Here is a 22,270-nt window from a genome sequence, read left to right on the forward strand (position 1 = left end):
AGTTTACTTTAGGTAGGCTTAATTAACACTCCAATAAACTATAATGGTTATTGGAGTATTAATATCAATTTTTATTTTGGACTAGAGTAAGCTTTATCAGGAAAACTTAAATGGTTATTTTCACAAGACACCAAATCACCGCCATGCTCCCTAGTTCTCGATTGTATTTAGTTCTGACTCTGTGTTTTATTTCCTTATGGATAAGTGCACAAGAACTTCCCATTCTTCAACGTACATTTCATCATATTGATAGAACGTCTGGACTTCCAAGTTTGGAGGTAAACTATTTGCTGGAAGATGATTTAGGTTTTATTTGGATGGCTACCAATAATGGGCTGTGCCGCTATGATGGGCAAGAGCTTAAAGTTTGGAAAGCTTCAGACTCTATTCCAGGTAGCTTACAGAGCTCAGTCATCCTTTCATTGGCGTGTGATAAGCAAGGTTGGATATGGGCCAACACCGAACTGGGTGGGCTGAATGCCTACAATCCCAAAATGAATAAATGGTACCACTGGGGGACGGATACCACTTTGGAGAATGGCTTTATGTACAATTCACCCGCCACGGTATTTGCCGCAAAGGATGGAAGCATTTGGTGTTCTTCCATGTGGTACTTGCATCACATAAGCAAAACAGATACAGGTATTAGTTTTCAGAGTTTTGAAATGGCGCTGTTTTCCGAATCGAAAAAACCGCTGATGATAATCAATGAAATAATTGAAGATTCGGCTACTGGCAATCTCTGGCTAGCCACAGGACGGGGTTTGGTAGGTTTTGATAGAGTAGAAAATAAATTTTTGTACAGCCAAAAGCAATTGGCCAACAATGACCCACCGGGTATTACAAGGCTGCTGATTAGCCAGCAAGGCTATTTTTATGCAGGATTGTACGATGGTGGTTTGGCAAGGGTAAGAGCAGAGGGGGTAAAACCAGGTTATGAATTTGAATCTATGGAAAATCTGCCTGATGGTTTTAAAAAACAAAGGCCACGAAAAATATCACAAGCTGCTAGTGGCGAAATTTTTATATCCGGATATGGCATCTTAAAAATAGATGAATCTCAAGAAGAGCTAGAATTGGAATGGTTTTACAAAATTCCAAACTTACCCCAAAGTCTCCCGCATACCATTGTAAAACACGTGATAAAAGATAAGGCTGGAAACTGGTGGACAGCCTCTCATAATGGAGTGGGTGTTTATTACCCCAATGCTCCCGATTTTCAAATAATAAGTAGCCAAACTCTAAATGATGAAAATTTTGATAATCGTATTTATCGTGTATTTAAGGATAGCCGGGGCTGGCTTTGGTTTGGTGGCCAGGATGGACTGTATGTAACAAAATCTGAATGCGGCAACCCGCAGCGTATCATGCTGGAAGGTAATATTGCTAATGAACCGGGATTTGTAGCAGGCATTGATGAAGGAATAAACGGAGAAATATGGGTAGCGGTTGCCCCTTATTTGTATAAGATTGACCCGCAAAATTTATCCTTCCAGCAAATAAAAGTTACTTACCCACGGCCGGAATTAAACAACCTTTTTTTGATGAACCTAAAAGTGGATGATAAAGGCCTTGTATTTATTCCAGGTATAGGCGGCATCCCTTTTTATAATGAGGCACAAAATAGCTGGGACAATCACAGGCCCGAGTATGCTTCGTATTTCTATGGTTTAGGATTTTTGGATGATCAACATTATGTAACGGCTGATAATGCCGTGTTGTACATCATCAATACTGAAGAATCTACTTTAGAAATTATTGAAAAAGATGGACAGGGAAAAAATAAACAACCTTACTTACAAGGTATTAAAAACTTTATGCTCGAGGATTCAGTGGCCTATATCTCACAGCAAGAAAAGTTGGTTACTTACGATTTTCGTACTGAAAAATGGAGTGAATATTCCGAAACAGAAGGGCTGACCGGAGGACGCGTTTTAGCTTTAGCGGTAGATACCAAAGGAAAAATATGGCTGTCTACAGACATGGGGATTGCACGTTTTGACCCAATAAACAAAAAGGTGGAAACCTTGGCATTGGTGCCGGATATACCCGTGTCGCAATTTAACAGTAGAGCAGGTTGGGCAGGAGATGGGCGCGTATATTTTGGTACCGACAAAGGCATTGTACACTTTAATGAAGATGCGCTTCGCCAAAATGAGTACGAAGCACCCGTCTATATCACTGGCATTTCGGTGTACAATAAAAGCGTGCCTGTGATTTCACCGAGTGTGAATAAAGGCATTCCTGTGGCTCCTGAATATCTAGACCAACTTAGTTTATCATCCAATCAAAATATGATGAGCCTGAGGTTTGCGGCCCTCAATTTTCACAGTGCCTCACAAAATCGCTACGCCTTTCGGCTAAAAGGTTTTGCTGACGAATGGATAGAAGTTGAAAATTCGCATCAAGCTACCTTTACCAATCTTGACCCTGGGGAGTATCAGTTTGAAGTGAAAACGGCAAATAGCAGTGGTATATGGAGTTCACAAGTTGCCACGCTAAACTTACAAGTGATTCCACCTTGGTATAAAACCTGGTGGGCCATGCTATTCTTTGGTTTCCTCATTGTTATCATCCTATTTTATATATGGCGTTTGCGCTTACAAGCGGTACGCGAAAAAATGCTCTCTGAGGCTCGTGTAGAAAAAGCAAGGATAGAAGAGCGGGAAGAGTTTCGAAAACGGAGTGCTGCAGATTTTCATGATGAAGCCGGAAACAAGCTTACCAAAATAAACCTATTTACCAGCTTAGCGCGGGAGCAGCAAAATGGAAATGCTGAGCTGAACAACTATCTCTTTAAAATAGAGCAAAACACCAAGGAGTTACTTGCCGGGATGCGCGACTTTTTGTGGGTAATGGACCCAACGCGAGACTCACTATTCGACACCATATCGCGTCTCAAAACTTTTGGCGAATCTATGTTTGATGATACACATACTACTTTCAGCATTAGTGGATTGCGAAAGACTTACCACGATATACCACTAAGCATGGATGTGCGAAGGGCCATCATGCAGATTTTTAAAGAAGGAATGAATAATTGCGCCAAACATGCTTGTGCAAAAAAGCTGGTGTTACGTGTGTCTTTGGAGGGGCAAAAACTTAGCCTATGTCTTGAGGACGATGGAAAAGGTTTTGACCCCAGCCTGAAAAAAGAAGGCAGCTATGGGCATGGAATTATGAATGAAAGGGCAGAAAGAATAGGAGCCAACTTACAAACACTGAGCAAGGAAGGTATAGGCACCAAGCTTTGCCTCGATTACAAAATACCCCAAATGAGTGAGGTAAGCGACTGATATTTAATACTAAATTGCTAATGAATTATGGACACAGAAAAGGACATAAAAGTAATGATAGTGGAGGATGACGATGAGATCAGGGAACTGATGCACATGATTATCGGCAAGTCTCCTGGTTACGATTGTGTGGCCGCTTTTCGCGACTGTGAGAGTGCTTTGAAACCCGTTACCGTAGAATTGCCAGAAGTAGTGCTGATGGATATCGAATTGCCTGGAATGAACGGTATTGAGGGTATCCGTAAGCTGAAAGAAAAAGTGCCCGAAACAGATTTTATCATGCTTACCATTCGCGATGATGATGAGTCCGTATTTGAATCGCTAAAAGCCGGAGCAACTGGCTATCTCTTAAAAGATACACCACCTGCCAGGCTGCTTGAAGCCATTCGTGAAGTACACGAAGGCGGGTCGCCCATTACACCCAGCGTGGCGCGCAGGGTTACCAATTCTTTCCACCCCCAGTCTGTCTCACCACTCTCTGACCGTGAAACTGAAGTGCTGGCACGCCTTTGCGAAGGAGAGGCTTATAATACTATTGCAGAACGATTTTTCATTAGTGGTCACACCGTACGGGCACACATCAAAAACATTTATCGAAAGCTACAAGTAAACTCACGCGGAGAAGCGGTAAAAACTGCTATAAAAGATAGACTCATCTGAGGAAAACTAATTCTAGGTTTTACAAAAAAAATACCCCATTTGCGTAATTGTATGCCCATAGGTAGCACTCTACTTTTGATTGAATAATCAAAATCAATTCCTATGAAAAAGTTACAATTCTTAGTAGCAGCACTTATTTTTATGACGCTGAGCTGCATGGCTTGCAGCAAAGATGATAAGAACACGGATGATACCAATAATAGTGGAAATCCAAATAGTAAGATAATGATAAACGCATCTCAAAATGGTAACCAGCTAGATGTTACTGTGGTGGAGCTAATTGATAATTCATTTGTACCAGCGGATTGGGCCATCACTTCTGCGTATAATTCGATGGCAAACTTGTTCACACTTTCCGTTGCTCACGTAAGCGCACAGCCCCAGTTCAACCTTAGTTTACTCAAAGAGATAAGCACCTTTGTGAAAGGAAGCTACAACCTTACAGGTGGCCAGCTGGACAATACGGTTTACCGCAATGTGAGCATAAATGCCAATGCCGCTTATACGGCCACCAGTGGTACATTAAAAATTGATAAAATTGAAACCATAGGCTCCGCAGCGGGGATTTCCGCTAATTATATTGACGGTAGCTTTAGTTTTGATGCAGTTAACCAAGCTGACTCTACAGATATACTTCAGGTGCAGGCAACATTTACTGGTGTGGCTTCCCCAAAAAATTAGTAGTATTTAAAACACCCCTTTATTCAATCCAGATTATGTAGTAGAGCTTCGTGATGAGAATTGGAACTGCAATAAAATCTGGGTTAAATCAAATACCTTAACCTGGAAGATTCTCCAAACCCCATTGCTCTATAGTTTTGGGGTTATATTTTTCTAACTGGAGACCATTTTTGGCAGCGTTTACTTTGCCAGTATAAGCAATAAAGAGAGTAGGGGAAAGGGAGGTTCTTCTAAATTGCTGGGACTAAAGTAAATGAGCGAGCTAGGCTGGCTTCTTTCATTTTAAAAGATGTAATTTCCCTAGGTGGCTTGATAATCACCACAAAAAACCCGGCAATATTTACCAGGTTTTCTGTTAAATTGTAGATACAAACCGTCAATTATGATGTTCTATCAGGTTAAGGTTTTTAAATCAGAGCTGCTTTTAAAAAGTCATTTTCTGTCGATAAATGTTTTGCCCGGCTTTATCTACCAAAAGAAAGATATAAATACCACGAGCTAAACTACGCACTTCAAAAATGGGATTAGAGGGGCTTAAATTCTGTTGATCTATTAATTGCCCGCCCGTATTGTAAATAGCAACACTATTTACCATTCTTAGAGATTCAAGGTTTCCTTCCACCTTAAATTGGTTAAAGCCATTGCGCACCAATAGTAAATCTATTATCGCATTTTCAAGTAAACTTACGGCTGGGCTCGCATTTTCATCAAAAATATAGGCTGCCCTTGAGCCGCTATTATGAAAGCCACCGTTATCAATACCCCCACAAATGAGGTATTTACCATTTCCCATGGCTACGGACCGAACCGCAATTGGGTTGTTAATGTAATGTGCTGAGGATGCTGTCCACATGTTAGTATTAGGGTCATAGATTTCAAGAATCTTAGTTCCAGGGCCGCCAATGCCCAATATATCATTTTGAACCATGGCGGCTATTCGCCCGTCAGTCATAGGCATTAGTTCTCCTTCTATAATGCGTGAGCTTGATGCAGTGGAGGTAAAACTGCCGTTTGTGGGGTCGTAAATCTCACTTATTCTAGAACCTGATCCAGCCACTAAGACTTGTCCGCTTGGGAGCTGAGCCATATTTGTACCTGTTTGGTCATCCACCATAAAAGAGGAAGTAGTGGCCGTAAAATTATTGTATTCTACAGCAAAGTCATTTCCACTGGGCTGTGAACCGATGGACAATATTTTTCCATTATTCATTTGAAATAACTGTGGTCGCTCACCGCTGGAAACGTGGTTGGATGGGGTTTCTTCTGTCCAGGTGCTGCCATCGGCATTACCTTTATAATAGTGCAGGTAGCGCACTACAAGTATTTCTCCAGTACTGGTTACAATAGCATCGCAATTAGATATAATTGATGGCAGCGTGCCAACAACCGACCATTTCTCTGTGGCAGGATCAAAGCTTTCTACGTTAAGTACTTGTCCTTGACTTGTGGTTTCTCCGCCAATGACCAATACTTTTCCACCATTGGTTACTACAGTGGTAAACTTACTTCTGGGAAGCATCAAGCTATCCGTCATCGACCATTGTCCTGTAGCAGGATCATAAATTTCGCAAGAGCGCTCGATGTGATAAACAGTAGGGCCTTGCGTATTATTTATTCCACCCATCACTAATACTTTTCCATTGGGCAGTGTTTGCACTTCGTGCAAAACGCGTGGCACGGCCATGCTATCAGTAATTAATATGGCTTGTCCCAAAGAGGAAAAGTGAAACATCAAGAATGTGGGAATAAGTAGTAAAGTGTATAGATTTTTCATACGGCCAAGGTTTTTATTGATTTATAAATGAAATCAAATTTCCCTGTTTGACCGGATGCTTACAATAGCCCAGATGTGGTAAATTTTGGTTGTTTGGTGATATAAAGAAAGAAGCAGTTTTTTAAAATAGTGGAGATGATAATAAGGCCTAAGCCATTCAATTTGATATCATGCTAAATACTAGCAAGCTCGTATTACGGAGATTTCTTATTTTTTCCTATAATGTAATTGCATTATGTAAACATAGCTTGGGGTTCAGGTGGAGCAGAGCGGAACCTGAAAGCGTGGGCTTGCCAGAAAGGCTGTACGTGATTTTCCTTCTACAAACGGATTCTCCTTTTTCTGAGGAGTGAATTAAGCTTTCATTTTTTTACTGGTTTGGCGCGGGCTTCCTTGGATAAATAAAAGGGGAGAGGCGGCCCCGCAATGCTGCGGGATAAAAAGGCGGTTTTAGGAGCGCATGTCCCGCAGGATTGCGGGGGAGCGAACTTTAACGGCCTGACGGCTGATTGAACGGAAATATTAGAATGATCTAAAATATTTTGGAAGACCTGTCGCACGCTTCAAGATTTAAATTACGTTTGCTGGCTCTTTTGCCAAATCAAGCATTTCGTGGCCTCCCAACCACTCGAGTGTCTGCTTCTAAGCACAGTAGCGGTGATTTACTAATTGTTTTTAACTTTTAAATTTTTCAAATTATGAAAAAGATTAGTTTCTTTAGCCTTATCGTTGGGCTTACCGTTTTCTTAGGCTCTTGCGATAAAGACAAAACGACCGATCTCTTAGTCAAAAAATCCGGAAGTGTGAACTACGTTATTGACAACGTAACGAACATTCCCAACCCCTATCCTATATCGGATTACATGGACAACCCAGAGGATGCTGACGATGAAAAAATCAACGGACACCTCTTGGAGATTTCAGTAGCATTGCGGAATTTCCTGAATACTCATCCTCAGAATCAGTACGTATTCCAAAAAGCTTCTGCGAGTGCGATTAGCTCCATTAACCTTATAACTTTTATTAATGACTTGGGTTCTGAGTATTCAGGTAATTCAGAATTCTCAAACCTTGCAACTGTTATAGAGAATGCCGATTTAACTCACCTATCACTTAATCCAGAGGATTCAGGCGTCATTGAGCAATACGTGCCTGCGATTTATATTCCTAACTTGAGCAATGCGGACATAACCAAACAGCCTATTTTTGTAGCTGGTTTCGAGGTAAATTCTGAAATGCCCGGAATGGAGGAATATGAAGATTTTGTGGTTGCATGGTACTACGATGCAGATGGAAACTTGATAGAGACCTTGCTTGATGAAAATACAGTTCAAAATACATCAAACCCAGTATTTATTGTAAGCAATGGGGAAGAGGAGACCATCAATAGAAGTAGAGAGGAGTTTCCTTTAATTACAAATAATAAATCAGCCTCGTCTACAAGAACTGATTTTCATTCACACGAATTTCAAATTAACCATTGATATGAACGCTCAGGACGCTCAGAATTCTGTATTGTCTCGGCACATATTGACCCAACCGCAGTAGTCCACATTAACTTGCGAAAAGATAATGGAACCTACAATACATGGAAGGAAATAAGAGAAGTAGAGAAAAAGGATATTGGTAAGCTTTTAGGTCATTGGGAACAATTCATTACTACCAATGCAAGTCCTGTGGCACCGTATGGCAGTAGCTACACATACTGGAATACGTTTGAAAGGGATTGGTACAGTAGTGCAAAGGATTTAGGCAATGGTAGCGGTAATGGGAAAACCGTTTACCTAGCGGGCGAGAGGAAATATTCAAGTGAGTGGTATGCTTACAACCCTAGTGTGGTGAAAAATAATCGTGTCGATTATGGTACGATTTACTCATCTTGGGCAAAGTGGCATAACAACTCAAAAGGAAAATTCAGACTTTGGAGAGTGGAGCTTTAAGCTTAATGTGTGTAAAACAATTTTAAAGGAGAACTCGTTCGAGTTCTCCTTTTTAGCACCCCAAACATCCAAATATGAAATATATCTTTCCTTTACTGATTGTGTTTGCGAATGCAACACTGGCCCAAGTGGATATAACGTCTGCATTTAATTCAACATACTCAGGCCGTAGCATCATTCTTTCAGGTTCGGCCTATCTAAACCCTAAAAATGAAATTGGCATTGGAATTCGTTATAATATCAATAAACTGGCGCACAATGATGACCAGAATAATGTATTCTTAAAAAGGCAGTTTGGTACAGAGTTTAAACATCACTGGGGTATTACGGCCTTTTATCACCATTATCTCTTCAAGGATTTGAAATGTGTGAAGCCCTTTGTGTTTTATGACTTTCAATATTCAAAATCACCTACTCGTAATAGGATGTTCTTGCCAGCTTTTGAAGATGAAGAACTAGGAACCCTTTATTACGAGGTGATTGAATATTTTGGGCCTTTTACTTGGCTTGAAAACAACATTGGAGTGGGCATAAAGGCAAAAATTACCAATAGGCTTTATTTAAATCAAAAGATTGGAGTAGGTGCTATATTCATATTGGGTAAGGATGAAAAAAGACCCATCACCTATGACAACTTTGAATGGGATTTTGCAGCTCTAATTCAGGTTGGATTGGCTTATCGTCTTGAAAAGTAGAGTGTCCAATATTTTGTGGCCAAATGGAAGTTTTAACTTAAAGGCCTTACTATAGTGAAATTTGCCCTGAACACAACGGTGGATTTTCAGTCTTAAACCTGATTCATGGTCATTACTTTTCGAGACGACTGGCCTCATTTATGAAAGTCCGGTTTTCAAAGTAAAGCCTTAGTGAGAATGGGAAGCTCCGAACTTGTTACGGAAATCACCCAGCCGAACTTGGCTTTACAAAGAAAATAAGGCCTTGAACTTTTGCTTCGTTTTGGTTCAAGCCAAAATGAAGAGGAAAAATTAATTACGTAAACAAGCTTCTTAGTGTCGGCAGTTGGTTTTTGAAAACGAATCCCCAAAAAGTTTCTGCTTAAACGAAATTCTGTAAGAGCAAATGTGCCGCAGCAGAGCGAGGCTTATTTGCTCGTGGAAACGAAAACCGCGCGCGGGCAAAAAAATACTCACATGCTAATATTTTTTTAAGGAGTTCGTGAGCTCGCTTCGCTACGGTTGAAAGCTTAATGGCTTTCGGAGCTGAGGCCAAGTCAGCCGCTATGGCAAATTGCGGCTATTTCTACATAATGGCTAATTATAGGAAAAACCCGGAGACGTAATTTAGTTTTAAACTCGCGGAGACGGATCTCTATTTGGGCTTTAGCCTGGAGCGCAGCGGAAACATAATATCATTATAGGAAAACTTCAGAACGAAATTCTTCGTGAGGTAATCCGTAAATGCGATTCGAAATCTCCTTAACATAAAATCGGCCGATATCGGGCTATCACCGCGATATCTGATTTTATGTTAAATACTCGCTTTGCTCGTATTACGGAGATTTCTTAATTTTTCCTATAATTAATATTATGTCAAATAGTATTTTTGACAAATAAAAAGGGACACCGATTTGGCATCCCTTCAATAATCTGTTTAAAAGCTATACTCTATTACAAAGCTTCAATCTCCGTTTGTATAGTTTTTGCTTTTTCGTACATCTTTAGTTTATAGTACACTTCTTTCAAAGCGCTCAAGGTGTCCTTATCCTTAGGATCTACGGTATGCGCCTTTTCAAAAAATGGTAATGCCTTTTCAAACTGTGCATTTTGCTCTTTTTGTAAAGCATTATACTTACTAGTTTCATTTAGTTTCAAGGCATTCATCTTTTCTGTAATGGCGTTTGCCTCTTCCACATAAGTCAAACCAGACATATACAATGGTTCTACATAGTTAGGGTCAAGCTCAATTGCTTTTGCATAAGCTGCTCTTGCCTTTTCAAGATCCTTTGTTTCAGTTTGAATAATGTATCCTTTAATATACTGGAATAGTTTATTTGAAGGATCCTTTTCAATTGCCTTATTAAGGTTTACTAAAGCTTTCTCATATTCTTGTTTTTCAAGGAATGTTTGAAGTTCAGCTCTCAAAAGTGCTTCGTTTTCAGGGAACATTTCTCTTCCTTTAGAAACCCAGTTGTCATAAGCAGCTGTATCACCCTCTTTTTTGTTGAGACTAGCCGCGGTAAGGTATAAATCAGGACGAACATCTCCCTCAATAACTGGATCTGTAACTGCACCAGATTTCACGCTCAGTTCCATTTGTTTTTTGCTTCCAAACTCTACGGGGTCACCAGTAGCTGCATTTTTAGCTTTATACTGTAAGCCTCTGTAGTTCATAGCAATAAGCTCTTCAGTAATTTCAATTGCTTTGGCATTATTTCCTGCTTGCTGAGCCATAAGAGCGGCATTGTAAAGCATTGACGTATCAGTACCTATACCGAAATCTTTCTTCAAATCATAAGTGCGCTGGAAGTCAATAAATGCATTTGCATAATCTTCTTTACCACTCGCTTCAATTCCACGAGAAGCATATGCGTTTGCCAGATAAGGAAGCTGTTGCTTTACATCATCAGTATAACGCTCCTTCCCTATTTGTTTTTCATACTCTATAAGATTTTTAAAACCTTCTGCAGCTTTATCCAATGCATCAGGGTCCAAAGCTTTAATGGCTTCATCAGAACTTTGAGTCAATCTAAAGTTGATTAGACCTTTGTAGTAATAAAACTTTGCTAAATCTTTACTACGAACTTCACTAAGGCTCTTGGTGCCAATGATTTGTCCAGCTTCATCAATGTAGCTTTTGGCTTCTGCAAGATCTTGACGGTCTGCTGCAATTACAGCACTTGTAATTTTGGGTCCTTCCTGAGCAGCTAGGCTAAAGCCAAAAATTGCTGCTAATAGTAAGAATGTATGTCTCATCATTATTATTTGGTTTTGGGCAAAAATAAAATTATTTATGGCATCTCCTTGCCAAATACTGTTCCAAAGCCGTTTAATTACACTTTAAGGTAAAATTGAAACTTTGTGAATTTATTATTCGCTAAGGTTAGTAAACCTTTAGGCTTTTGGTTAGTTTTAAGATTTGAATCTTATAAAAGAAACGATATATGAAAATGGACATTCAGACTGTAGGTTTCCACGCAGATGTGACACTTACCGATTACGCAAGACAAAAAACTGAAGGGTTGGTAAAGTATTATGACAAAATAGTTGGAGCAGAGATATACCTCAAACTAGTACAAGATGGAAAGGAGCAAAATAAAGTGGCGGAAATAAAACTCAATATTCCTGGAAACGACATCTTCGCTTCTAGCCAAAGTCCAAAATTTGAAGGCTCAATTAATGACTCTATTGAAAAGCTTAAAGGACAAATACGAAAGCTTAAAACAAAACTACAGGCCCATTAAAACATGAGCCACCAAAAGGAATTTAAAAAGCCGCTCCGACATCTTCGGGGCGGCTTTTACTTTTATAGCGCTCCTTTTTTCTTTAGAATAGCTTCAATGTTGGGTCTAAAATAATTACTCCCCTTCAGTATCTTACCGTCTTCACGGTATATGGGTTCTCCATTTCCATCTAGCTTGCTCATATTACTTTGCTGTATTTCTTCAAATACATCTTCTATTATATCCTGCAAACCATGCTTAAGAATAGTTCCACATAAGATATACATCATATCGCCCAGGGCATCAGCAATTTCCGTAAGGTCACCATTTTGAGCAGCCTCCAAATACTCATCATTCTCTTCCTTCATCAAGTTGTAGCGAAGCATATACCCGTCTTCACTCAGTTGAGCAATCGGCTTTTCCTCGTTTCCTATTTTAAAAGTATTGTGAAATAATGCTACGTGGTCAATTTGCTTCTTCATGGTATCTTTGTAAAAATTTTGGTAAAACTACACACTATGGAAAACATCACCACCGGCCATTGGATTTTTGCAGGCATCTTTTTAACGGCTTTTGTTGGATACCTTATATGGAGCTACCGTAAAGACCTGAACCTGCATAAAATACAATATGGTGGCTCAGGTTATTTTCTTGGTGGATTATTGCTTATTCTGTTTCTATTATATATTGTAAAGCAGTTTGTTTTAAGCTAGCTCATCTCCCCTTTTGCAAGTTGTATTATACTGCCGTCTTCCTTTATTATTTCAAAATTGGCCACTTTTTCAAACTCAGGCCTTGATTTTGAGCAGTCAATGTGTCCGCCCGCTAAGTCTTTAAAGGCAAAGTGAAACTGCAAGTCTCCAATATCCTGCACGTATAACTTTCGCTCCAATTGATTGGTTTCAAAGTTTGGCAGCTCCTTATATAATAGGCCAATATCTGCTTTTAGGCTTTGTCCTTTGTAGTTCAGCGTAGAATCGCGAATTATCACATCCAGCATATTCATACTATTCTCTGGTATAGCCTTATATTTTTCTATTGCATCAGCAGGAATATCGTTGTTCGCAATCTTGGCTAGTCCTTCTACCAAGCACAGAAAGTTCATTTTACGGGCATTGTCCCTAAACTCATCGTTGGCATATGCTCCGGACTCTATTAATACACAAGGAATTTTGGATTTATGAAAATACTCTCCAAGGGCTCTCGGATAAAACTCATCCGAATATTTACCAACGTGGCCTGGTAAATGAGCTTCAACCACAGTCGCCAACTCACTGATCAAGTTCATGCTTTTTTCACGAGTGGGTGTCATTGTTTTTTCAAGGTCGGCTGAGGCCGCCAAAAAGCTAATAGTCGCGCTTTTATCACTTGTACCTACCGTAAATATATTTCTTTGATCATGAAGGTTAAAGGCCCATTCTGGTTTGTTTTCCTCTACCCAATCCGTTAATATTTTTAGTTCAGGCATAGCCAAGCTCGCTGCATCCCTATTAGGGTCAATATCCAAAGCATTTCTCCTGGTAAAGCGCTCCGCCCCATCCGGGTTGAGCATAGGTATCATAGTGATTTCAAGGTTGTCAAAAAGGATTTTTCGCAAACTGTCGTATGTATCACTTTTGGTAAGAAAGTTCAAAAAATCAATAAGCGCCATTGTTGCCGTTGGTTCGTTACCATGCATCTGTGTCCATAGTACTACCTTGGTTTTCCCGCTCCCATATTTCAATTTATAAATAGGTCTTCCTTCAATCGACTTTCCTGCTTCACCAATTTCAAGATTATGACCTTCATACTTTTTTAATTTATCATAAAGAAAACTTGGCCTGAGCCACCTGTGTCTAAAATCCTGTTCTATAAATTGTCCGTAATCTCTCGATTCAAAATATGTTGAAGCCATTTCACTTGTTGTTTGCATTTAATACCAGGGCTCAAAGTTACCTACATAATGTGTAATAGTAATTAGGTAAGGCAAGCTTCATTGAAGTAAATGGGTGTAATCTGGAGATTAGATTTAGGCTTCCTTGAAGAAAAAAACTAGCAACTCTTGTTTTCTTTGATTTACATTTGTTTTACAAATGTGTTCCTGATTTTTTATGGTTTGTTATGCTGCTTTAATTCAGTTTATTAAAGTCTTTTTGTTAAATTAAAATTTCAAACAAAAAAGGTTTGGGTTGCCATCTTTTTTTATTTTTTCAACCTCTTGTTGTCAAACAAAAGTATTTTTTACATTTACAAATGTAATTAGAATGTAATTTACAAATGGAAGATATAGCACAACGGATAAAAGAGCTTATTGATGACCAGGGTTTAAGCAATACTGACTTCGCTAAAGAAGCTAATTTAAACCCCGCAATTATTAGTCATATATTAAGTGGAAGAAACAAGCCGAGTTTACAAGTAATTAATCAGATAAAAGAATCATTTACAAATGTAAACTTAGATTACTTGATCACAGGTTCAGGGCAGTTGTATATTGATGTTACAAATGTAAATACAAAAGAAAAGCCAGTTGAAAACAACTTATTCGGACAAGTAGGTGGACTACCCATGGAGGGTGTACGCGTTGTTTCGGAGCCCGGTACCATTCCTGCAAAAGCTCCAGAAGAGCCGGTGGAAAAAACTACTGAAATCGAGAAGCCAGCGCCCCCCTCCCATTCTTTAAATGACCATTTGGATAAAAAACCAAAAACCGTAGAGAATAGTAAAGAGCCTGACGTAAAGGAAGTTGAGCAAATCGTCATATTCTATACTAATGGTAGTTTCAAGGCTTATCGCCCATAAGTTTAAAATTCGCTTAAGCTTTATTACTTTTGCCTTTAAATACAAAGACAACCATGCAACAGCAAAATAGAATCATCGTACTTATTACTCTTATTGTAGCCGCAATTACAACACGCTTTTTGCCACATGCTCCTAATTTTACTGCTGTTGGAGCCACTGCCCTATTTGGAGGCGTTTTGTTTAGAAATAATTTAAGAGCCTTTATGATTCCGGCCATTGCTCTTTTTGCAAGTGATTTAGTACTAAACAACCTTGTGTATGGTCAGTATTACGAAGGTTTTCAATGGTTAACTCCGGGCTTTGCATTTATATACGGGGCATTTTTCATTACTGTATTAATGGGCCGTTATTTTACCAGCGGATTTAAAGCGCTTCCATTGATTGGTGCTGGTTTAGCTTCTGCTATAGTTTTTTACCTATTAACCAACTTTGGAGCTTGGTTGGGTAGCCCAATGTATCCACAAACTTTTGGAGGTCTTATTCAGTCTTACGTTGCCGGTCTTCCTTTCTTGTTGAACCAAGTTGCTGGAACAGCCTTTTACGGTGTAATTATGTTTTCTGCTGCATATTTCCTTACTGGTGCTCACAAGCCTAGTACGGTAAATGCTTAGTATTTGGGAAACAGATTCTTTCTATTTTCCTACAGACATCCTTATTATTGGCGCTGGGCTCACAGGGCTTAATACTGCTATTGAGATAAAATCAAGAAAACCAGGATTAAGTATTCGGGTTGTTGAGCGCGGTTTATTCCCATCCGGTGCATCGATAAAAAATGCTGGGTTTGCTTGTTTTGGCAGTCTCTCCGAAATCTTAGACGATACCAAACAGATTGGCGAGCAAAAGGCTCTTGAGCGAGTGCAGACGCGCTACTTAGGTATTCAAAAATTATTGACTCGTGTCTCCCCTTCTGATGTTGACTTCCATAAAGATGATGGTTATGAGATTTTTACAGAAAGAGAAGCTAGTTTGCTTAAGGACTGCAAGGATGCCATACATGATATAAACGCCAAGCTATCAACCCTCTTGGGCTTTGAGCCATATGAGTTTACCTCAAATACATTCGGATTCGATACAACATATCCTCTACTTAAAATTAAAGGTGAGGGTGCTTTACATAGCGGGAAACTAGTTACTCAACTTCTGCAAAAAGCAAAATCACTAGGTGTGATTTTTAACTTTGGCTTTGATATAAAACACATAAACTCACAAGGAACACTATGGTATGTAAGTAATGGAAGTAAGGAGTTTTCTGCCCATAAGGTTATAGTTGCCACCAATGGCTTTAGTAAAAGGCTGATTCCTGAAGAAGACATAAACCCTGCTCGTGGACAGCTTTTGCTTACAGAATCAATTCCGGGTTTAAAGCTTAAAGGAACTTTTCATGCCCATGAGGGCTACTTCTACTTTAGAGCAATCGGAGATAAAATACTACTAGGCGGTGGACGAAATGTAGATCGAGAAAATGAGAACACTGATAGTCAGGAGGTTTCTGGTGTTATCCAATCTGCGTTGGAGGTATTATTATATAAAGTGATTATGCCAGGAAAGGCGTTGAGGATAGAAAGACGCTGGGCCGGGACAATGGCTTTTGGAAACAATAATGAGAAAGACCCCATCATAAAAGAGCTCCATACTAACTTATTTGTGGGTGCTCGCCTTGGCGGTATGGGTGTGGCAATGACACCAATGCTAGCAGAAAAATTAGCTGATTTGGTTTTGAAATAAAGGTTTAAAACAGAATGTCTAACTAATTTAAAACAAGACTTGTACCCTATTTCTTTGGTGCGAATAAAGTCATGGCATTTTTTAGCAATGGATAAGTATAGGCCACTCCTGCCCCCATCCCTGAAAAACTACTCACCTCCAAAAGTGAATCCGCTTTCAATTCATTCAAAATCTCACCATGGATTGGGTCGTTTGAGCGATAGCTAAAAATACAGTAGTCTAAAATACTTGGAGATAATTTGCTTGCAGCAAGGGCTGCGGTAGCGGTTACTAGACCATCAATCAAGATTAACATTCTATGCTGGGCTGCACGGAGTATGGCAGCGACCAATGCTCCTATTTCATACCCTCCATACAAACTGAGAATTGTATAAACATCATGAGATTTTGGATGCGTTTTTAGAGCTTTATCTAAATAGAGTGTTAGTTCTTCTGGTTCCCCTGCCAGTAACTCTGCTATAGGCTTATCGAGCAAGGCGGCTGCAGTACACCACGCGCTGAATTTTGCACCTCTGGCTAACTCTCCAAACCCAATAACATTGCAGCCAGTTTTTCTTTCCTTGTCAACCATCTCCATCCCCACTTGCATACAAGAGTGGAGCTCGGCAGTTGTAATGGCGGGAAATTCTTGAAAATTTCTTGTTCCAAAAGCTTGCTTGCGGTCAATTACTTTAGAGCCGTGATGAAGCCAATAATCCAAGGTTCCTTCAAACGAATGATCTACCCCAACATCAACTGCCTTTATACTAATGTCAGAGGATTTTGAAAAACCATTTACCGGCAAGGTACCCTGAAGAAAACTTTGAAGGTTAACTTCTGTATGCTGTTCATCTCTAATAAAGGATGCCAGAGGTTTACTTATACCGTGATCAGAAGCAAAAACTAGGATGGTCGGATTTCGTAATCTGGGATTTACACTATTGAGCACCAATGCACTCTTAAATGCCAGCTTTTCAACTGTTTCCAGTTCTTCAATAAACTCTTGACCTGTACCAAGTTTACGGAACAACAAACGCTGGAGGCGCTTGTTATTAACACTCTTTATTTCAAAGGAGAAGAGATCACTTAAATCCAAAGCAAGATGGAATTATGCCGGCCGTAAAGAAATCTATTTGGTTGCCATTTTCACGATAACGGTGCACCTCCCCATTTAAAAGATAATTTCCAGGCGAGCCTCCGTAAAGTTCTTCCTGCACCATGTCATATCCTAATGAGTAGAAAAAACCTTGAATGTATGGAGCTTGTGTAAGCATTGGCATTTTCACATCGTGTACCATGATATTGCCGTCATCACCATTTTCATTATCAATGAAGTAAAGCTTCTTTCCTTCTTTGTTTATAACCAAATCATGTGGGCGAAGCTGATTGTCGGATAATACCAGACTCAAAGTATCTACATGCACAATAGAATCAGGATAATACTCAAGGGAATCACGGGAAAGATCAAAAGACATTAATTCGCCAGGTAAGCTTGCAAAAGGATCAATTACATCCTGAAAGCCAGCACATAGCACCCACAATTGATCTCGGCTATCTAGTTGCATAGAGTTTGGCTTAAAAGCAACTTGAAGCTCAGTAGTAATGGTATCTACTTTAGTATTTATAATACTAACGGTGCTGTCTGCAATAGTTCCAGGGCCACCACTATTTGCTACAAACAGCAAATCATCTTTTATAATCATCCTTTCTGGCCCTAATCCTGTATAAATGAACTTGGAAGGAGAAGTTTGATTATAATACAGTACATGCACACCTTCATCTTGCCAATCAGTAACATAATATTTATTGCTCGAAGCCTTTACTATATGTCGAGGAGTTCCAAATCCGGTAAAACGCTTTATTACTTTATAATTACTAGTGTTTACAACTACAATCTCTGCATTACCAGACATTACTAAAAATGTTTTGTCACCATCTACCAGCATACTATTTAAACCAGGCCCCATAGTATAAGTATTGGCTTTTTGAAAGGCATTATTATTGGGCACTTGAAGCTCTGGATTGTATGAGGTTAAAGTACCTGAACCCTGAGGTGTAAGTCCTGTATTTCCAATCATCACCGCAGTGGTGCTAGGTGGTGCCGGATCTGGCTTAGGATCGTCTTTACAAGCTCCTATACTAAGAAGTGCGCCTAAAACGCATATTTTCAAAATGTTAGTTTTCATAAAAAAATTGATGTTAGTCAATAAAATCTCAAACTTGGTTTGAATGCTGGAAAGATAATAAGAAAGATGATTATGAGCGGTGTTCAATTAGACTGCAGTCTTATTACCCTTAAGCAAATGCTGTGCGTTGGCCAAAGCAGCATCAGTAATGTGCTCACCGCTAAGGAGTCTCGCTAGTTCGTGAAGTCGCTCATTTTCATTTAACTCTACGATGTCCGTTAGTGTAAAATGAGTGTCCGACTTTTTTTGAACTCTATAATGTCTGATTCCTTTAGAGGCAATTTGTGGTAAGTGAGTGATAGCTATTACTTGCATTGCTCCCCCCATCTTTTGAAGAATATTTCCAATCTTACCGGCCGTTTCTCCACTTACGCCTGTGTCAATTTCATCAAAAATGATAGATGGCAAATCATTGTGCTCGGCCATAATTGATTTTAAGGCAAGCATTACTCTGCTCATCTCCCCTCCCGAAGCCACCTTAGATAGCGGTTGTAAGGCTATACCTTTGTTAGCGGAAAAATTGAAAGTGATCTCATCATTGCCCAACTTTGTAAAAATTTCTGTTTGACTAACCTTAATTTGAAGCTTAGCATCATTCATATTAAGATCAGACAAAATGCTAACGATCTGCTTTTCAATGGCGGGAGCAGCTTTTTCTCTTGTTTGATGAAGTTTCCTTGCTGCCGACAAGCGATTCGCTTCAGCCTCTTTTAAGTCAGCTTGTAGCTTTACTAACCTTTCTTCAGCTTGAGTTACCTCTTCAATTTTAGATTCCAGTTCATCTCGCTTTGATATAAGCTCATCTATATCCTCAGCACCATGTTTTCTTTGTAAATGAATAAGTTGACTAAGGCGTGAGTCAAGCTTTTCTAAGCGCTCTGGGTTGTACTCTGTGTCACTTGCTAGTTGCTCCACCTCCTGGCGAATGTCTTCAAGTTCTATCTGAATGGCGCTAACTCTTTCAGTTAGCTCCTTGTAAATAGGGTTATAATTTTGAAGTTGTTTAAACGATTGCCCTACGGAAATAAGTCCATCGTTAATACCGATAGTTTCAACTCCTTCAATAAGCTTTACAGCGCTGTCAAGTTTACCTTGAATTTCTTCTGCGTTTTCTAAAAGCTTTAGCTCTTCTTCAATATTTTCTTGTTCCCCGGATTCCAACTTTGCCTCGGTAAGTTCCTTAAGCAAAAAGTTTACATAGTCTAAATCAAAGCTTTGTCTATCAGATGATTCAGTTATTTTTTTAATCTCCTTATTTACATCCTGATATCGCTTATGACTTTCTGCATAGACTGTAATTTCCTTTTCATTTTTAGCAAAAGCATCAATGAGGCCTAGTTGAAAGTTAGTGTCTGCAAGCAACAAATTTTGATGTTGGCTATGAACATCTATTAACCTTGATGAAAGGTCGTTTAAAACATTTAGGGTAACCGGAGTATCATTTATAAAAGCACGTGATTTTCCGGATGGCGTAATTTCTCTCCGAATTAGTGTCTCAGACTCAAAATCGAGTTCATTGTTTGCAAAAAAACTTTTGAAGGAATTCTGATTCAAAATAAAAGTAGCCTCTACCACACATTTTGTGGTTTCATCACGAAGTACCTTTAAGTCAGCACGTTTGCCAAGCACCAAATTCAGTGCTCCCAAAATAATAGATTTCCCCGCTCCTGTTTCACCGGTAATTACCGAAAACCCTGAGGATAAGTCAAGTTCGAGCTTATCTATTAGAGCGTAATTTTTTACAGAAAGATGTTTCAGCATGCAGCGAAAGTAAGAAGAATTATGTCTTACCCATTGCCTGGTATTTGGAAGAATTTGTAGGATCTATTTCTACAAGAACTTCCTTGAGATCCGCCAACTTCATTGGCTCGCCACCACTGAAAATATTGATGATTTCCTGACTCTTTGCATCAAAGAAAATCTGCATTAACATTGAGTTTCTACGCTTATTATTCACAGCCTCAAGCTTCATAAGAGAATTCTTGATCACATTTTTAGCGGCAGCTTGTTGTGTTGGCTCATTCATCAAGTCCAGGCCTAACCTGTGATATTGATAGAGACCAATTCTGAAATCATCAAAGACAGGGCTAGTTAAATTGTCTACCAACCAAAAGCGATTGTTGTTTCCTTCAAAACTCGACCAACCACCATACGAGCTTCCTTGGGCATTATTCACAATTGTTTGCGCTTTTGTATAGTATGGATCTCCACCTTTTATAGAATAAGTGTCGTGATCTAAGCCAATGATAATATAGGCGTAGTAAGCTAAAACGGAAGTAAGGTTAGAAAGATTAGTGTTTATTGAAAAGTCAAGACGATCGTACTGCAGGTAAGTGAAATCAAACTTAGTATCACGATGTATCAATACTGGCGAATTGTAACCTGACTTGTAAATGGGTCGACTATACAGAATCTGAATATCACCCGAGTAGGCATCATTATTTTCGCTATTAAGGGTCAAAATAAACTGACAGCTAATTTTTTCCTCCTGAGCATATTTTTCGTTGGTCCACTGTCTGTTGTTCAAAAACTCGCGAATAGCAGTTTCTAAGGTGGTAAACCGCTGACGGTTTGTGGCCTGAATTTTATCCGAAATAATCTGAACCTGAGCGTTTAGCTCTTGTGCCAAAGCATTGCTGCTACTTAGGCAAAAGGTGATCAGTAATATGTAGTAGAATATCTTTTGCAATGTCTTGTTTACTTTTTAGTCCTAAAGTTATTTGCTCCTCCTTTCGATTGATCAAAGTTACTTCATTGGTATCTTTTCCAAAACCAGTATTAAAGCTTGGGCTGTTCAAAACGATGAGATCACAGTTTTTCTTGTGCAACTTACCAATTGCGTTTTCAATTCCGTTTTCCGTTTCTAGAGCAAAACCTACCACCACTTGTGTGGCTGATTTCTTATTCCCTAAGTCAAAAAGGATATCCGGGTTTTTGATTAAATCAATATGAAGGCCTCCATCAGCTTTTTTTATTTTCTGATCGGCTACCTTTTTCGGTCGGTAATCCGCCACAGCAGCGGCCATTATCGAAATATCTGTAAGTGAGAATAATTTCTCGCATTCTTGGTGCATATGCACGGCCGTTTCCACGGAAATAACATTTACGTCTGCATTTGTTGGTCGCAAAGGAGTAGGTCCTAAAACCAAATTTACTTTTGCTCCCATTTCTGCAGCTGTTTCAGCCAAACTTATTCCCATTTTGCCTGAGCTGTGATTTCCAATAAAGCGCACAGGATCTATAGGTTCGTGGGTTGGGCCAGCAGTTATTAATACAGTTTTGTCCTTAAGGGGTGATAGGCTCAATAAATCCTGATTAATAAAATCAATGATTTCTTCAGGTTCAGCCATTCTGCCTTCTCCAATTAACCCACTGGCAAGTTCGCCATCACCAGAAGGGATAAAACAATTTCCGAAATCCTGAAGTTTTTTGATATTTCCTTGTGTGGAGGGATGGCGATACATATCGAGGTCCATTGCTGGAGCAAAATATACCGGACATTTTGCAGACATATATACTCCCATTAAGAAGTTGTCGCAAAGTCCGCTAGCCATTTTAGAAAGTGTATCTGAAGTAGCTGGGGCAATCACCATAAGGTCTGCCCATAGTCCCAAGTCTACATGGTTATTCCATTTGCCTTCTTCATCGTTGGCATCAAAGTATTCCCAAAGAACCGGGTTTTTAGAAAGGGTAGCCAAGGTAAGGGGTGTAACAAAATCGCGGGCCGCAGGCGAAAGAACAACCTTCACCTGTGCACCCGCTTTAATGAGCAGTCTTACCAGAAAACTGGCTTTATATGCGGCAATGCTACCGGTAACCCCTAATAGCACTTTCTTTCCGCTAAGCATATT

At 39.5% G+C, this 22,270-nt stretch carries 20 protein-coding genes; 11 read left to right on the forward strand and 9 right to left on the reverse strand.

The annotated features are described in order from the left end of the window. Positions 1-143: 143 nt before the first annotated feature. From OWEHO_RS02935 to OWEHO_RS02945, 3 genes are all read left to right on the forward strand, one after another. Positions 144-3,296 carry a sensor histidine kinase gene (locus OWEHO_RS02935; protein WP_169312758.1) on the forward strand — a complete coding sequence of 1,051 codons (3,153 nt, stop codon included), beginning with the start codon at positions 144-146 and terminating at the stop codon, positions 3,294-3,296. 27 nt (positions 3,297-3,323) lie between these two features. Next, complete coding sequence (locus OWEHO_RS02940; RefSeq protein ID WP_014200971.1) at positions 3,324-3,956, forward strand: response regulator transcription factor; 633 nt, start codon at positions 3,324-3,326, stop codon at positions 3,954-3,956. Positions 3,957-4,058: 102 nt separating this feature from the next. Beyond that, entirely contained in the window at positions 4,059-4,637 is a 579-nt protein-coding gene (locus OWEHO_RS02945) for a hypothetical protein (RefSeq protein WP_014200972.1), read from the forward strand. A gap of 424 nt (positions 4,638-5,061) precedes the next feature. Here the strand turns inward: OWEHO_RS02945 and OWEHO_RS02950 are convergent, their stop codons facing one another. Beyond that, positions 5,062-6,411, reverse strand: a complete 1,350-nt coding sequence (locus tag OWEHO_RS02950; protein WP_014200973.1) for a Kelch repeat-containing protein — start codon at positions 6,409-6,411, stop codon at positions 5,062-5,064. Between the two features lie 698 nt (positions 6,412-7,109). On the opposite strand from OWEHO_RS02950, the gene OWEHO_RS02955 reads away from it, so the two are divergent. The 3 genes from OWEHO_RS02955 (at position 7,110) to OWEHO_RS02965 (ending at position 9,046) form a co-directional block, all read left to right on the forward strand. Beyond that, on the forward strand, positions 7,110-7,895 hold the full coding sequence (locus OWEHO_RS02955) for a hypothetical protein (protein ID WP_014200974.1): 786 nt from the start codon (positions 7,110-7,112) through the stop codon (positions 7,893-7,895). Between the two features lie 75 nt (positions 7,896-7,970). Next, positions 7,971-8,351: a hypothetical protein gene (locus OWEHO_RS02960; RefSeq protein ID WP_014200975.1), complete on the forward strand. Its 381-nt coding sequence runs from the start codon at positions 7,971-7,973 to the stop codon at positions 8,349-8,351. Positions 8,352-8,425: 74 nt separating this feature from the next. After that, the gene (locus OWEHO_RS02965) at positions 8,426-9,046 is read left to right on the forward strand and encodes a hypothetical protein (RefSeq protein ID WP_014200976.1); all 621 of its coding nucleotides are present in this window, start codon (positions 8,426-8,428) and stop codon (positions 9,044-9,046) included. Between the two features lie 933 nt (positions 9,047-9,979). On the opposite strand, the gene OWEHO_RS02975 is transcribed toward OWEHO_RS02965, so the two are convergent. Then, positions 9,980-11,287: a UDP-N-acetylglucosamine--peptide N-acetylglucosaminyltransferase SPINDLY family protein gene (locus tag OWEHO_RS02975; protein WP_014200977.1), complete on the reverse strand. Its 1,308-nt coding sequence runs from the start codon at positions 11,285-11,287 to the stop codon at positions 9,980-9,982. 185 nt (positions 11,288-11,472) lie between these two features. Between OWEHO_RS02975 and hpf the strand changes: the two genes are divergently transcribed. Further along, complete coding sequence (gene hpf, locus OWEHO_RS02980; protein WP_014200978.1) at positions 11,473-11,772, forward strand: ribosome hibernation-promoting factor, HPF/YfiA family; 300 nt, start codon at positions 11,473-11,475, stop codon at positions 11,770-11,772. 62 nt (positions 11,773-11,834) lie between these two features. Here hpf and OWEHO_RS02985 read toward each other — a convergent pair whose 3' ends face one another. Continuing rightward, positions 11,835-12,233 (reverse strand): pyrophosphohydrolase domain-containing protein, encoded by a 399-nt coding sequence (locus OWEHO_RS02985; protein ID WP_014200979.1) that lies wholly within the window; start codon positions 12,231-12,233, stop codon positions 11,835-11,837. Between the two features lie 36 nt (positions 12,234-12,269). Between OWEHO_RS02985 and OWEHO_RS02990 the strand changes: the two genes are divergently transcribed. Beyond that, positions 12,270-12,464, forward strand: coding sequence for a hypothetical protein (locus tag OWEHO_RS02990; RefSeq protein ID WP_014200980.1), 195 nt, complete (start codon positions 12,270-12,272; stop codon positions 12,462-12,464). Here the strand turns inward: OWEHO_RS02990 and OWEHO_RS02995 are convergent. Beyond that, the gene (locus OWEHO_RS02995; protein WP_014200981.1) at positions 12,461-13,645 is read right to left on the reverse strand and encodes a M14 family zinc carboxypeptidase; all 1,185 of its coding nucleotides are present in this window, start codon (positions 13,643-13,645) and stop codon (positions 12,461-12,463) included. The genes OWEHO_RS02990 and OWEHO_RS02995 overlap by 4 nt on opposite strands. 362 nt (positions 13,646-14,007) lie before the next feature. Here OWEHO_RS02995 and OWEHO_RS17745 point away from each other — a divergent pair, with 362 nt between their 5' ends. The 3 genes from OWEHO_RS17745 to OWEHO_RS03010 are packed head-to-tail and all read left to right on the forward strand — an operon-like array spanning position 14,008 to position 16,254. Further along, the gene (locus OWEHO_RS17745) at positions 14,008-14,529 is read left to right on the forward strand and encodes a helix-turn-helix domain-containing protein (protein WP_014200982.1); all 522 of its coding nucleotides are present in this window, start codon (positions 14,008-14,010) and stop codon (positions 14,527-14,529) included. 53 nt (positions 14,530-14,582) lie between these two features. Continuing rightward, positions 14,583-15,140, forward strand: a complete 558-nt coding sequence (locus OWEHO_RS03005) for a DUF6580 family putative transport protein (RefSeq protein WP_014200983.1) — start codon at positions 14,583-14,585, stop codon at positions 15,138-15,140. Next, positions 15,133-16,254 (forward strand): NAD(P)/FAD-dependent oxidoreductase, encoded by a 1,122-nt coding sequence (locus OWEHO_RS03010; RefSeq protein WP_014200984.1) that lies wholly within the window; start codon positions 15,133-15,135, stop codon positions 16,252-16,254. Before OWEHO_RS03005 ends, OWEHO_RS03010 begins: the two co-directional genes overlap by 8 nt. Positions 16,255-16,300: 46 nt before the next feature. Here the strand turns inward: OWEHO_RS03010 and OWEHO_RS03015 are convergent, their stop codons facing one another. The 5 genes from OWEHO_RS03015 to coaBC all read right to left on the reverse strand — a co-directional run bounded on the left by OWEHO_RS03015 (position 16,301) and on the right by coaBC (position 22,267). Beyond that, positions 16,301-17,329 carry a nicotinate-nucleotide--dimethylbenzimidazole phosphoribosyltransferase gene (locus OWEHO_RS03015; RefSeq protein WP_014200985.1) on the reverse strand — a complete coding sequence of 343 codons (1,029 nt, stop codon included), beginning with the start codon at positions 17,327-17,329 and terminating at the stop codon, positions 16,301-16,303. Beyond that, positions 17,316-18,419: a YncE family protein gene (locus tag OWEHO_RS03020; protein ID WP_143764482.1), complete on the reverse strand. Its 1,104-nt coding sequence runs from the start codon at positions 18,417-18,419 to the stop codon at positions 17,316-17,318. The genes OWEHO_RS03015 and OWEHO_RS03020 overlap by 14 nt, the downstream gene beginning before the upstream one ends. A gap of 87 nt (positions 18,420-18,506) precedes the next feature. Then, positions 18,507-20,180, reverse strand: coding sequence for a DNA repair protein RecN (gene recN, locus OWEHO_RS03025; protein ID WP_014200987.1), 1,674 nt, complete (start codon positions 20,178-20,180; stop codon positions 18,507-18,509). Between the two features lie 19 nt (positions 20,181-20,199). Beyond that, positions 20,200-21,108, reverse strand: a complete 909-nt coding sequence (gene porD, locus OWEHO_RS03030; protein ID WP_014200988.1) for a type IX secretion system protein PorD — start codon at positions 21,106-21,108, stop codon at positions 20,200-20,202. Further along, entirely contained in the window at positions 21,059-22,267 is a 1,209-nt protein-coding gene (gene coaBC / locus OWEHO_RS03035) for a bifunctional phosphopantothenoylcysteine decarboxylase/phosphopantothenate--cysteine ligase CoaBC (RefSeq protein ID WP_014200989.1), read from the reverse strand. Before coaBC ends, porD begins: the two co-directional genes overlap by 50 nt. Between the last annotated feature and the right edge of the window lie 3 nt (positions 22,268-22,270).

The organism is Owenweeksia hongkongensis DSM 17368 (assembly GCF_000236705.1).
Taxonomy (GTDB): domain Bacteria; phylum Bacteroidota; class Bacteroidia; order Flavobacteriales; family Schleiferiaceae; genus Owenweeksia; species Owenweeksia hongkongensis.

What these genes read in the sequence shown, in the direction of transcription:
- OWEHO_RS03010 (WP_014200984.1), top strand. Translation starts at nt 15,133, where the DNA reads ATGCTTAGTATTTGGGAAACAGATTCTTTCTATTTTCCTACAGACATC.
- OWEHO_RS02955 (WP_014200974.1), top strand. Translation starts at nt 7,110, where the DNA reads ATGAAAAAGATTAGTTTCTTTAGCCTTATCGTTGGGCTTACCGTTTTC.
- coaBC (WP_014200989.1), bottom strand. Translation starts at nt 22,267, where the DNA reads ATGCTTAGCGGAAAGAAAGTGCTATTAGGGGTTACCGGTAGCATTGCC.
- OWEHO_RS02995 (WP_014200981.1), bottom strand. Translation starts at nt 13,645, where the DNA reads ATGGCTTCAACATATTTTGAATCGAGAGATTACGGACAATTTATAGAA.
- OWEHO_RS02965 (WP_014200976.1), top strand. Translation starts at nt 8,426, where the DNA reads ATGAAATATATCTTTCCTTTACTGATTGTGTTTGCGAATGCAACACTG.
- OWEHO_RS02975 (WP_014200977.1), bottom strand. Translation starts at nt 11,287, where the DNA reads ATGATGAGACATACATTCTTACTATTAGCAGCAATTTTTGGCTTTAGC.
- OWEHO_RS02990 (WP_014200980.1), top strand. Translation starts at nt 12,270, where the DNA reads ATGGAAAACATCACCACCGGCCATTGGATTTTTGCAGGCATCTTTTTA.
- hpf (WP_014200978.1), top strand. Translation starts at nt 11,473, where the DNA reads ATGAAAATGGACATTCAGACTGTAGGTTTCCACGCAGATGTGACACTT.
- OWEHO_RS02945 (WP_014200972.1), top strand. Translation starts at nt 4,059, where the DNA reads ATGAAAAAGTTACAATTCTTAGTAGCAGCACTTATTTTTATGACGCTG.
- OWEHO_RS03005 (WP_014200983.1), top strand. Translation starts at nt 14,583, where the DNA reads ATGCAACAGCAAAATAGAATCATCGTACTTATTACTCTTATTGTAGCC.
- OWEHO_RS02950 (WP_014200973.1), bottom strand. Translation starts at nt 6,411, where the DNA reads ATGAAAAATCTATACACTTTACTACTTATTCCCACATTCTTGATGTTT.
- recN (WP_014200987.1), bottom strand. Translation starts at nt 20,180, where the DNA reads ATGCTGAAACATCTTTCTGTAAAAAATTACGCTCTAATAGATAAGCTC.
- OWEHO_RS02935 (WP_169312758.1), top strand. Translation starts at nt 144, where the DNA reads ATGCTCCCTAGTTCTCGATTGTATTTAGTTCTGACTCTGTGTTTTATT.
- OWEHO_RS17745 (WP_014200982.1), top strand. Translation starts at nt 14,008, where the DNA reads ATGGAAGATATAGCACAACGGATAAAAGAGCTTATTGATGACCAGGGT.
- OWEHO_RS02985 (WP_014200979.1), bottom strand. Translation starts at nt 12,233, where the DNA reads ATGAAGAAGCAAATTGACCACGTAGCATTATTTCACAATACTTTTAAA.
- OWEHO_RS03020 (WP_143764482.1), bottom strand. Translation starts at nt 18,419, where the DNA reads ATGAAAACTAACATTTTGAAAATATGCGTTTTAGGCGCACTTCTTAGT.
- OWEHO_RS02940 (WP_014200971.1), top strand. Translation starts at nt 3,324, where the DNA reads ATGGACACAGAAAAGGACATAAAAGTAATGATAGTGGAGGATGACGAT.